Consider the following 11028-nt stretch of genomic DNA (forward strand, 5'->3'; position numbering starts at 1 on the left):
AACTACCACCGACCCCACACCGGAATCAGCGGCCACACCCCAGCCAGCCGCATCACCAACCTCTTCGGACAACACAGCTAGGCCGCTGTCCTAGGCGTCGAACGTTCCGTTCTCGATGCCGTGGACAAATGCCTGCCATCCCCCACGAGTGAAGCGGAGGGAGGGGCGGCCAGGGTCCTTGCTGTCCCGTACGGCGCGGCCGCCGCTGACAGTAGCCGCGACCTCTACGCAATTACCCTCTTGCCCGGAGTACGAAGACTTCCGGTAAGGACCTACAACCTCAGGGGTCACTTCGCGTCTTCCTTGCCGCTCCGCAGTACACGTCGGATGAGTCGTACGCTTTCATCCGGTCCCAGTGCCGCCGATCGTAGTAGGTCGAACGCGTTGGTGTAAGCGATGAGATCCTGAGGGTCTTCGAGGATCGATGTGCCCCTCAGGTTCTCCATGGTCACCGCCTCAACGGCGGGGTCGGAGTCGAAGCTGAAGGAAGAGAAGGCGGAGGTCGTCCCGGCAAGCACTCCAGCTGAGAACGGGAGGACTTGAATCGTGACGTTCTGCCTCTTCCCCACGTCGAGAATGGCCGACAGTTGCTCACGGTGAATCTCGTGATTCAGCAGTGGATGCAAGATGACAGGCTCCCAAAGAATGGCCGCGTACGACGTTCCTCCGGGCTCAATCTGCGCCTGCCGCGCCTGACGCACCTTGACCAACTGTGTGTTGGGTGCTGGATGGCGAATGCGTCGTCTTCCATCACTTCGACGGTGACGCTGAACTCGCCCCCGATGAGGAGACCGTCACGGATGACCCGGCAACGGTGAAGCTGTGCAGCTCCGCCTTCGAGGCAGTCTGGGAGCGAGCAGTGCCGCACACGGAGTACTCACCTCCTCGTCGGCTCTGATGGAGGAACAGCAGTGCCGTCGTCGTCCACGGTGCATAGGCGGGCCCTTCTCCTTTCCTAGCGCAGGATTCCCTCCAGGAAGTCGCTGCTCAGCCGGGCCACCACCCTGACGTCGAGCTGGTGGTAGACGTACCGGCCCCGGCGCCGGGTGGTGATCAGGCCCGCCTTCTTCAGGGTGGTCACGTGGCGGGATATCTCCGGAGCGGTCATGCCGTGCGCCTGGGCCAGCTCGCTGGTGGTGAACGCGCTGCGGGCCAGGCTGCGGCACAGCCGCATGCGCACCGGGTGGGACAGCGCGGCCATCCGCAGGGCCAGCTGCTCCACCGAGGCCGGGGCGACGAGTTCCGGGGAGTTCGCCGGGTAGTGCAGCACCGGCTGCCACCCGTGGCGTTGCAGGACCATCAGGTGCGGCCAGCCCAGGCTCGTCGGTACGAGCAGCAAACCGCTGTCCGCCGAAGTCCCGGGGCCCGCACAGAACTTGTCGACGGTGATCCGCTCGGCGGCCCCGTCCAGGGTCACCGCTGGTGACACGGCGGCCAGTGCCTCGGACAGGCCCTTGCGGCGCAGCAGCTCCGTCTTGTGCCGGGCGTCCGCGGCGAGCTGATGGCGCAGCCGTGACCAGGTGTCCGCGAAGAAGGCCGCGTCGCAGTCCTGGAGGAACTGCCGCAGCCAGGTCCGGATCTGCGGCGGGTCGTTCAGCAGCCGCTCGGTGAAGCGGGCCTGGTGCGGGCCGCGCGCGGCGGCCAGCTCCAGGGCCCGGTGGCGCAGCGCGGCGTCGACAAGCGGGCTGGGGCCGGGGGTGCCGTAGGTCAGGGGGCACGTGAACTCCAGGGCCGCGTCCACGAACTCCTCGTCGGACAGCTTGTCGATCAGGTCCAGTTCTTCGGCGAGGGTCTCACCGGGCAGGACGGCCCCGCCCGGGACGCCCGCGAACGGCAGGAAGAGGTCGGAGAACGTCGTCCGCCACAGAAAGTCCGCCTCGCACATGCGGTCCGCCAGATGTGGGGCGAGCCGAGCGGTCACACCCGTGGCCCAGCCCTTCAGGCCCGGGTGGTGCTCCGGCTCGGACAGCGCGTGCAACGCCATGCCGAGCTCGGCCAAGGGCGAGATCGCAACGGTGATCCTCTCCGGCCGCAGTCCCGCGATGTCGATGTGCACGCCCATGGCCCCATGGTGCCCACCGCGACCGACATGCGGGCTCCCGATTGACGGCGGCCGTCAATCGGGAGCCCGGGAAGTCACCGGTGCGCCACCCCTTGACAGGCCGCTGCCCTGAGGCGCAGCCTTACCGCCCAATACGCAGAGCGCAATATATTGGAGCTGCGATGAACGCACCACCTACGCGATCCACCAGCACAGACACGGCCTCCGGACCCCGGCCGGGGCTTCTGCGGCGATGTCTGCGGATGCCGATCGGTGTGCAGTCGATCATCGCCGTCGGGCTCGGCGCCCTCATCGGAGCCCTCGCACCGGCCGTCGGCGAGCAGATGAAGATCCTCGGCGATCTCTTCCTCAACCTGGTGCAGGTCGTCGTCCTGCCCCTGGTCTTCCCGCTCATCGTGCTCGGCATCGCCCGCATGGAGTCGGTCAAGAAGGTCGGCCGGATCGCGGGGAAGGCCATCCTCTACTTCGAGCTCGTCACCACCGTCATCCTGCTGATCGCCGTGGGCCTCGCGAAGTTCACCGGCATCGGCAAGGGCGCCCCCGTCGGCGCCGCCGACCCCAAGGACCTGGAGAGCCTGGACCAGGGGATCGACTTCCACGAGCTGATCCTGCACGCGGTTCCGAAGAACATCTTCGCCGCCTTCAGCGAGGGCAATCTGCTCGGCGCGATCGTCTTCGCCCTGCTGGTGGGCGTGGCCATGGCGGCCATCGGCGAGAAGGCGGCCCCCTTCGCCTCGGTGCTGGACTCCGTCGCCACGGTGATGTTCAAGGTCGTCGGCTACGTCATCCGCGTCGCCCCGCTGGGCGTGCTCGGGTTCCTCTCCTACGACGTCGCCCACTACGGGTTCGGCAACCTGCGCAGCCTCGTGGGCTTCATCGCCGTCGTCTACGCGGGCCTGGTCATCGTGATCGGCGTGCTCTTCCCCCTCATCGCCGCGATCTACCGCATCCGCTATATCGAGCTGCTGAAGTCGATCGCCAACCTGGCGGGGATCGCGTTCGTCACCCGCAGCTCCGAAGCCGTACTGGCTCCCCTCATGGGCAAGTTGGAGGCCTTCGGGCTCAGCCGGTCGACGACCTCGTTCGTCGTTCCCCTCGGCTACTCGTTCAACACCGACGGCTCCGTCCTGTACCAGGCCGCGGGCCTGGTCTTCATCGCCAACGCCTACGGAGCCGACACCTCTCTCCCCGCCCTGCTCGTCATGGTCGGCGTGCTGGTGCTCCTCTCCAAGGGCATGGCGGGTGTGGCTTCCGCGTCCGTCGTCGTCCTCATCGCCGCGGGCAACAGCATCGGGCTGCCCCCCGAGGGCATCGCCCTGCTCCTCGGCGTGGACTTCATCGTCGACATGGCCCGCACCGGCGTGAACGTCATCGGCAACGCGCTGGCCGCCGCCGTCGTGGACAGCTCCGAGAAGCGCCGGGAGGCCAAGGACGGCCGCCCGCACGAGTCCACCGCCGACACCGCCGCGCACGACGACGACACCTCACACGACGACTCCGGCCGCGAACCGCAGCTCGCCCAGGCCCTCCAGAAGGACGACGCACGGTGATCAGCCCGAGCGGCACGACGGAGGTCATCGGCATCCTCGGCGGCATGGGACCGGCGGCCACCGCCGACTTCTACGCCAAGCTGGTGTCGATGACCCCGGGCCGCAGCGACCAGGACCACCTCACGGCGGTCATCTGGTCCGACCCCACCATCCCCGACCGCACCGAGGCGCTCCTCGGCAACGGCCCCGATCCCACACCCTGGCTTCTCAACGGCAGCCGCGTCCTGCGCGAGGCGGGCGCCACCGTCATCGCCATCCCCTGCAACACCGCCCACGCCTTCGTTCCCCGCATCGCCGACCACGTCGGCCTGCCGATCATCCACATGATCGGCGAAGTGGCACGTCACCTGACCACCGTGCGACCGGCCGTCCGCACCGCGGGGCTGCTGGCCACCACCGGCACCGTCCGGGCGGGCCTGTACCAGGAGTGGCTCGACCGCTACGGCATCCGCCTCGTGCTCCCCGACGAGGACGCCCAGCACAGTGAGGTCATGGCCGCCATCCGCGCCGTGAAGGCCGGCATCGGCGGCGCCGCGGTGACCGCGTCCCTGGCCCGCGCCGCACGGCGGCTGACCGACCGGGGCGCGGAGGCGATCATCGCGGGATGCACCGAGATCCCGCTCGGGCTTCCCGCCGACGCCGTAGACGTTCCCCTCATCGATCCGGCTGCCATCCTGGCCGGGGCCCTCGTCCGCCGCGCCCGGGCGGCATGCGGACCATGACGGCCCATGACGGGGAAGGCGGGTGCACTGCGAGCGGGGCGATGTATTGTACGCAATATGTCGCTCGACAGCCCTGTCTCCCGCCGCCTCCTCAGTGACGAGGTCTTCCACCGCCTGCGCGACTCCATCGTCCGCGGCGAACTGGTGCCGGGGGAGAAGGTCAAGGACAGTGAGCTGGCCGAGCGCCTCGGGCTCAGCCGCACCCCGGTGCGCGAGGCCCTCGCCAGGCTCGCCGACATCGGACTGGTCGAGGCCAAGCCGGGCGTCTACACCCGCATCACCACCCTCAACCGCCGCGACGCCGAAAAGACCCTCGCCGTCCTGCGCGCCCTCGACCAGCTCGCCCTCGAGACCGCCGTGCCGGTCATGACCGAGCAGGACCTGCGGAGCATGCGCGAAGCCAACCGGGACTTCGAGCGCGCCGTCGCCGGTGACGACACCACGGCCGCCCTCGCCGCCGACGACCGCTTCCACGCCGTCCCCATCACGGCCGCGGACAACCCCGTGCTCAGCCGGATCGTCGAACAGGTCCATCCCCAGATCCACCGCATCCTCTACCGCAAGTTCTCCACGCTGCTCGGCGGCCGCAACACCATCGAGCACCACGACCAGCTCATCGACGTCTGCGCCACCGGCGATGCCCGCGCCGCCGCCGAACTCTCCGGACAGCACTGGTCCGAACTCGGCGGGCACATCAACCAGCTCTTCGACACCAACCAGTTCGCCGAAGCACCCACCGCCTGAGACGGCCGGTCCGTCAGCGCTGACCGAGCCAGATCGGGTTGGTCAGGGCGACCATCGGGCCCGGTATGCCCGACGCGCCGCCGTCCGACGCCGGGTGGCGGACCTCGGCGCGGACGTAGGCCGCGTAGGACGGCGTGGTCGTCCACTCCACGGTGCCGGAGCCGGAGGCGGGCAGGGTGGTGGTGTACAGCGGGCCCTGGTCGGTGATGAAGCGGACCTGGCGGCCCGCGCCCGCGCCGGTGACCTTCAGGCGGACCGTCACCGAGGCATCGGGGGCGACGGCCAGGCGGTCGGCGATTCCGGCGTGCGTGCCGCGGCCGTCCACCGCCTCGAAGGCGAGGTCGACCTCGGAGGACTCGGCGATCCAGCAGCGGCCGGCGCGGATGCCGTCCTGGAGGGCGGCGCGTGAGAGGTCGTCGGCGAGGACGACGGTCTGGGGGAGGCCGACGGGCTGGGGCTCGCGGTGGGCGTCGCTGTTGCCGACGGCGGGGAGCCAGCGGCCGTCCCCGCGGGCGGCGGCGACCAGGGTGTTGTCCCATTCCAGGACGGTCGCCTCGTCGTCCGGGCCGAAGTCGGCGTTCCACACCTCGACGGCGTCGGCCTCGTTGAAGCCGAACTTCCAGTTGCAGCCGACGCAGGTGCCGTGCGGGTGGGCCGGGATCACCAGGCCGCCCGCCTGGCGGATCTTGCGGGCGAACTGGCCGAAGCGGTTGTCGCGGGCGCGGTAGCGCCAGTCGATGAAGGTGCCCGGGGCGATGCCGAGGGCGACCACATGGCCGTTCCGGGTGGTGATCTCCTCGCCGGTGATGATCAGCAGGTCGTCGCCCCACAGGCCCTCGAACGCGCCGTGGGCGGAGGTGGTGTTGTGCTCGGTGGTGGTGATGAAGTCGAGCCCGGCGGCGCGGGCGGCGGCGGCCAGCTCGGCCGGGGTGCGCTTGCCGTCGGAGTGCACGGTGTGCAGATGGGAGTCGCCCCGGTACCAGGCCCGGCCGCGCCCCTTGGCCCGCTGCGGCGGGTAAACGGGCTTCGGAGTCGTGCCGGGGGCGCCGAACCGCAGGGTGACGGTGACCTTGTAGTCCAGGCCCTGCGGGGCGACCGTGTAGGGGCCGAGGACGACATGCCAGGTGCCCGCCCGGACGGGCCCGGCGAGGTACCCGGGGGTGGCCTCCTCGGCGCTGATCGCGAACTCCGTACGGGCCCCGCCCGACCAGCCGCGGAAGCCGCGCCCGCCCAGCTCCGTACCGCGCTCGTCGAAGATGCCGATGTCGCACGCGTTCCCCTGCGTGCCCGCCGGGACGGTCGGCTTGTCGTACGTATAGGAGACGGCGATCTCGCGGACCCCGGGCGGAACCTCCACCGGCAGATAGACGAAGTCCGGGGAGCCGGTGGGGAGATGGCCGGAAAACGTACGGGACCGATCCGCTCCGGGGTCCGCCTCGTCGGCCTGCGCGAAGGACACCGGGTCGAGCGTGAGCACCCCCGCCGCACCCGCGAGCGCGGAGAGTCTGAGTACGTCCCGTCGCTGCATGCCTGCCCCCCAGAGTCGAATCAGCGTCATCCGCGTCACACCGTTGTACGCGCGGATGACATCCGCGGAAACCCCTGTGGATAACTCCCCGGCGCTGAGGGAACATACGCGAGCCACACCGGCCAACCGGAGGAGCGGCCCCTTCATGCGCATCGCGACCACCGTCTTCCTGACCGACGAGACCGTCCGCCCCGCCTGGCTCGGGCGCGAGCTGGAGCAGCGCGGGTTCGCCGGGCTGTATCTGCCCGAGCACACCCACATCCCGGTCAGCCGCGACACGCCCGCCCCCATGGGCGAGCCGCTGCCGCGCCCGTACGGACGCACCCTGGACCCGTTCGTGGCCCTCGGGCAGGCGGCCGCCGTCACCGAGCGGCTGGGGCTCGGCACCGGGATCTGCCTGGTGGCCCAGCACGACCCGGTCGTCCTCGCGAAGAGCGTGGCCACCCTCGACTTCCTGTCCGGCGGGCGCTTCACCTTCGGCATCGGCTACGGCTGGAACGTCGAGGAGGCCGCCGACCACGGCACCGTCTGGGCGGAGCGCCGCGAGCTGGTCCGCGACCGGATGGCGCTGATGCGCGCCCTGTGGGCGGAGGAGCCCACGGCGCATCAGGGCCCGTACGCCTCGGTACGGGCGAGTCTCGCGTACCCCAAACCGGTGATCCGGGAGCGCCCGTCCGGCGATCCGCTCACCGGGCCGCGCACCCTGATCGGCGGGGCGGCCGGGCCGCGCCTGTTCGCGCACATCGCCGCGTACGCCGACGGCTGGTTGCCGATCGGCGGCGGGGGCCTCACCGAGTCCCTCCCCGAACTGCGCCGCGTCTGGGCCGAGGCGGGCCGGGACCCGGCGGCGCTGGAGGTGGTGCCGTACGCGGTGCGCCCCTCGCCCGGCAAGCTCGCCCACTACGCCGACCTCGGCATCGAGGAGGTCGTCGTGCAGCTTCCGTCCGGGGACGAGACGGAGATCCTGCACACGCTCGATGAGTCCGCCCAGTACCTGTAGACCGGTGCCTGTAGGCGGCACGAATATTCCCGGCACCGGCGCCGAATTGTCGTGATCAGACCCACAAAACCGCAGGCCCGGCCGGTCTGGCGGTGTCGGACACCACTCGTATGCTCGGAGGATGACCACGAGCGCGCAGGGAAACGAACCGAAGTCCCCCACCGCCAACGCGATGCGCCGTGCGCTCAAGCGCGCCCGCGAGGGCGTGGCGCTGGACACCGCCGAGGCGGCGGTGCTGCTCCAGGCGCGCGGGGACGACCTGAGCGACCTCGCCGCCTCGGCCGCGCGCGTGCGGGACGCCGGTCTGGAGGCCGCGGGCCGCCCCGGGGTCATCACCTACTCGCGCAGTGTCTTCATCCCGCTGACCCGTCTGTGTCGCGACAAGTGTCACTACTGCACGTTCGCGACCGTCCCCGGCAAGCTGCGCCGCGCGGGCCACGGCATGTTCATGTCCCCCGACGAGGTGCTGGACATCGCCCGCCGCGGCGCCGAAATGGGCTGCAAGGAGGCGCTGATCACGCTCGGCGACCGCCCCGAGGACCGCTGGCCCGAGGCGCGGGAGTGGCTGGAGGCCGAGGGGTACGACGACACGATCGCGTACGTACGGGCCATGGCGATCCGCATCCTGGAGGAGACCGGGCTGCTGCCGCACCTCAACCCCGGCGTCATGACCTGGACGGACTTCCAGCGGCTCAAGCCGGTCGCGCCCTCCATGGGCATGATGCTGGAGACCACGTCCGAGCGGCTGTGGAGCGAGCCCGGCGGCCCGCACTACGGCTCGCCGGACAAGGAACCGGCCGTCCGGCTGCGCGTCCTGGAGGACGCGGGCCGCAGCTCCGTCCCGTTCACCAGCGGGCTGCTGATCGGCATCGGGGAGACCTACGAGGAGCGCGCAGAGTCGCTGTTCGCGCTGCGCCGCGTGTCCCGCTCGTACCACGGCATCCAGGAAGTCATCGTGCAGAACTTCCGCGCCAAGCCGGACACGGCGATGCGCGGGATGCCGGACGCCGAGCTGGACGAACTGGTGGCCACCGTCGCGGTCGCCCGGCACATCCTGGGCCCGTCCGGCTGCATCCAGGCGCCGCCGAACCTGGTCGACGCGGAGTACGAGCGGCTCATCGGCGCCGGTATCGACGACTGGGGCGGCGTCTCCCCGCTCACCCCGGACCACGTCAACCCCGAGCGCCCCTGGCCCCAGGTGGACGAGCTGGCCGACCGGTCCGCCGCCGCCGGGTTCGAACTGCGCGAACGGCTCGCGGTCTACCCCGAGTTCGTCACGCGCGGCGAGCCGTGGCTGGACCCGCGGCTGCTGCCGCACGTGCGCGCGCTGGCCGACCCGGAGACGGGCCTAGCCCGCCCGGGCGCCCTGCCCGCCGGGCTGCCCTGGCAGGAGCCCGACGAGGAGTTCACCGCCGCCGGTTCCGGCCGCACCGATCTGCACCGCACCATCGACACCGAGGGCCGCACCGGCGACCGGCGCGAGGACTTCGACGAGGTGTACGGCGACTGGGAGGCGCTGCGCGAGGCCGCCGCCCCCGGCATGGTCCCGTCCCGGATCGACGCGGACGTGAAGGCCGCCCTGTCGCAGGCCGCCGACGACCCCACCCGGCTCACCGACCCCGAGGCCCTGGCCCTGCTGCACGCCGACGGGCCCGCGCTGGACGCGCTCACCCGTATCGCCGACGACCTGCGGCGGTCGGCGGTCGGCGACGACGTCACGTACATCGTCACCCGCAACATCAACTTCACCAACGTCTGCTACACCGGCTGCCGCTTCTGCGCCTTCGCGCAGCGCCGCACCGACGCCGACGCGTACACCCTCTCCATGAGCCAGGTCGCCGACCGCGCCCAGCAGGCGTGGGACGTGGGCGCGGTGGAGGTGTGCATGCAGGGCGGCATCCACCCGGACCTGCCCGGTACGGCGTACTTCGACGTCGCCCGGACGGTGAAGGAGCGCGTCCCCGGGATGCACGTCCACGCGTTCTCCCCGATGGAGGTCGTCAACGGCGCGAGCCGCACCGGGATGTCCATCCGCGAGTGGCTGACGGCGGCGCGCGAGGCGGGCCTCGACACCATCCCCGGCACGGCGGCCGAGATTCTGGACGACGAGGTGCGCTGGATCCTCACCAAGGGCAAGCTGCCGACGGCGACCTGGGTGGAGGTCATCAAGACCGCGCACGAGCTGGGCATCCGCTCGTCCTCGACGATGATGTACGGCCATGTCGACCAGCCGCGCCACTGGCTGGGCCATCTGCGGCTGCTGGCGGAGATCCAGCAGGAGACGGGGGGCTTCACCGAGTTCGTCACCCTCCCCTTCATCCACACCAACGCCCCCGTCTACCTCGCCGGGATCGCCCGCCCCGGCCCCACCACCCGCGACAACCGCGCCGTGACGGCCATGGCGCGGATCCTCCTCCACCCCCACATCCCCAACATCCAGACCAGCTGGGTCAAGCTCGGTACCGAGGGTGCGGCCGAGATGCTGCGCTCCGGCGCCAACGACCTGGGCGGCACCCTCATGGAGGAGACCATCTCCCGCATGGCGGGCTCCTCGTACGGCTCGTACCGCTCCATCCAGGACCTCATCGGCATCGCCGACCTGGCGGGCCGCCCCGCCCGCCCCCGGACGACGACGTACGGGGACGTCCCGGAGGAGCGGCAGAAGGCGGCCCTCGCCTCGGACGGCCACCTTCCGGAGCTGCTACCGGTGCTCGGCGACTAGGGTCCTTCTGGCGGATCTCCGTGGGAGAAGGAGCGGCGTCCGGTGCGTGCTCTCGGCGTGCCGCGCGGAAGCCCTCGTAGCGGAGCTACTTGGGGTTTCGTGCGGTGCGGTGAGAGTGCGTGCAGGGCGTCGCGACGCCGCGGAGATCCGTCAGAAGGGCCCTAGCCCTGGCGCCAGGCCGACTCGCGCAGCAGCCGCAGCCCGTTGAGGCCGACGAGGACGGTGGAGCCCTCGTGCCCGGCGACGCCGAGCGGCAGCGGCAGCTGCCCGGCCAGGTCCCAGACGACCAGCGCGGTGATGCAGACCCCGGCGATGACCAGGTTCTGGACGACCAGGCGCCGGGCGGTGCGGGAGAGCCGCACGACGGCGGGCAGGGCGGCCAGTTCGTCCCGTACGACGACCGCGTCGGCGGTCTCCAGGGCCAGGTCGGAGCCCGCCCGGCCCATGGCGACGCCGGTGTGGGCGGCCGCCAGGGCGGGGGCGTCGTTGACGCCGTCGCCGACGACCATGACGCGGCGCCCGGCGTCGGCCAGCTCCCGTACGGCGGCCACCTTGTCCTGCGGCAGCAGCCCGGCGCGTACGTCGCGGATGCCGGTCTCGGCGGCGAGGCGGTCGGCCGCGCGCCGGTTGTCGCCGGTGAGCAGCACCGGCGCGGTGCCGGTCAGCGCGGTGAGGCCGCCGACCGCCTCCGCCGCGCCGG

The 11028-nt window shown here is 71.2% G+C and carries 11 protein-coding genes; 6 read left to right on the plus strand and 5 right to left on the minus strand.

Annotation, left to right across the window (positions count from 1 at the left end):
* Positions 1-90: 90 nt before the first annotated feature.
* Both EEJ42_RS39095 and EEJ42_RS39100 read right to left on the minus strand, forming a co-directional pair.
* Positions 91-291 carry a DUF397 domain-containing protein gene (locus tag EEJ42_RS39095; protein ID WP_123106911.1) on the minus strand — a complete coding sequence of 67 codons (201 nt, stop codon included), beginning with the start codon at positions 289-291 and terminating at the stop codon, positions 91-93.
* Positions 288-701, minus strand: a complete 414-nt coding sequence (locus EEJ42_RS39100; RefSeq protein WP_342778391.1) for a Scr1 family TA system antitoxin-like transcriptional regulator — start codon at positions 699-701, stop codon at positions 288-290. Before EEJ42_RS39100 ends, EEJ42_RS39095 begins: the two co-directional genes overlap by 4 nt.
* Positions 702-721: 20 nt before the next feature.
* On the opposite strand from EEJ42_RS39100, the gene EEJ42_RS51445 reads away from it, so the two are divergent.
* A complete protein-coding gene (locus EEJ42_RS51445) occupies positions 722-898 on the plus strand; it encodes a DUF6879 family protein (protein ID WP_184503486.1) in 177 nt (58 codons plus the stop codon).
* Between the two features lie 57 nt (positions 899-955).
* On the opposite strand, the gene EEJ42_RS39105 is transcribed toward EEJ42_RS51445, so the two are convergent.
* Complete coding sequence (locus EEJ42_RS39105; RefSeq protein ID WP_123106912.1) at positions 956-2062, minus strand: DUF5937 family protein; 1107 nt, start codon at positions 2060-2062, stop codon at positions 956-958.
* A gap of 242 nt (positions 2063-2304) precedes the next feature.
* On the opposite strand from EEJ42_RS39105, the gene EEJ42_RS39110 reads away from it, so the two are divergent.
* From EEJ42_RS39110 to EEJ42_RS39120, 3 genes are read left to right on the plus strand one after another with little or no spacing between them, the layout of a single operon-like run.
* Positions 2305-3612, plus strand: coding sequence for a dicarboxylate/amino acid:cation symporter (locus EEJ42_RS39110; protein WP_123106913.1), 1308 nt, complete (start codon positions 2305-2307; stop codon positions 3610-3612).
* Complete coding sequence (gene cuyB / locus EEJ42_RS39115) at positions 3609-4334, plus strand: cysteate racemase (RefSeq protein WP_123106914.1); 726 nt, start codon at positions 3609-3611, stop codon at positions 4332-4334. The genes EEJ42_RS39110 and cuyB overlap by 4 nt, the downstream gene beginning before the upstream one ends.
* Positions 4335-4391: 57 nt before the next feature.
* Positions 4392-5078: a GntR family transcriptional regulator gene (locus EEJ42_RS39120; RefSeq protein ID WP_123106915.1), complete on the plus strand. Its 687-nt coding sequence runs from the start codon at positions 4392-4394 to the stop codon at positions 5076-5078.
* A 13-nt stretch (positions 5079-5091) separates the two neighbouring features.
* Here EEJ42_RS39120 and EEJ42_RS39125 read toward each other — a convergent pair whose 3' ends face one another.
* Positions 5092-6606, minus strand: a complete 1515-nt coding sequence (locus tag EEJ42_RS39125; RefSeq protein ID WP_184503487.1) for a CehA/McbA family metallohydrolase — start codon at positions 6604-6606, stop codon at positions 5092-5094.
* 145 nt (positions 6607-6751) lie between these two features.
* Here EEJ42_RS39125 and EEJ42_RS39130 point away from each other — a divergent pair, with 145 nt between their 5' ends.
* Both EEJ42_RS39130 and EEJ42_RS39135 read left to right on the plus strand, forming a co-directional pair.
* The gene (locus EEJ42_RS39130) at positions 6752-7606 is read left to right on the plus strand and encodes an LLM class F420-dependent oxidoreductase (protein WP_123106916.1); all 855 of its coding nucleotides are present in this window, start codon (positions 6752-6754) and stop codon (positions 7604-7606) included.
* 121 nt (positions 7607-7727) lie between these two features.
* Positions 7728-10328, plus strand: coding sequence for a bifunctional FO biosynthesis protein CofGH (locus tag EEJ42_RS39135; protein WP_123106917.1), 2601 nt, complete (start codon positions 7728-7730; stop codon positions 10326-10328).
* 161 nt (positions 10329-10489) lie between these two features.
* On the opposite strand, the gene EEJ42_RS39140 is transcribed toward EEJ42_RS39135, so the two are convergent.
* Positions 10490-11028: HAD-IC family P-type ATPase (locus EEJ42_RS39140; protein ID WP_123106918.1), on the minus strand; the 539-nt coding region annotated here is incomplete at its 5' end.

The sequence above is a fragment of the Streptomyces botrytidirepellens genome, from assembly GCF_003721215.1.
GTDB lineage: Bacteria > Actinomycetota > Actinomycetes > Streptomycetales > Streptomycetaceae > Streptomyces > Streptomyces himastatinicus.

What these genes read in the sequence shown, in the direction of transcription:
- EEJ42_RS39120 (WP_123106915.1), top strand. Translation starts at nt 4,392, where the DNA reads ATGTCGCTCGACAGCCCTGTCTCCCGCCGCCTCCTCAGTGACGAGGTC.
- EEJ42_RS39130 (WP_123106916.1), top strand. Translation starts at nt 6,752, where the DNA reads ATGCGCATCGCGACCACCGTCTTCCTGACCGACGAGACCGTCCGCCCC.
- EEJ42_RS39125 (WP_184503487.1), bottom strand. Translation starts at nt 6,606, where the DNA reads ATGCAGCGACGGGACGTACTCAGACTCTCCGCGCTCGCGGGTGCGGCG.
- EEJ42_RS39105 (WP_123106912.1), bottom strand. Translation starts at nt 2,062, where the DNA reads ATGGGCGTGCACATCGACATCGCGGGACTGCGGCCGGAGAGGATCACC.
- EEJ42_RS39135 (WP_123106917.1), top strand. Translation starts at nt 7,728, where the DNA reads ATGACCACGAGCGCGCAGGGAAACGAACCGAAGTCCCCCACCGCCAAC.
- EEJ42_RS39110 (WP_123106913.1), top strand. Translation starts at nt 2,305, where the DNA reads ATGCCGATCGGTGTGCAGTCGATCATCGCCGTCGGGCTCGGCGCCCTC.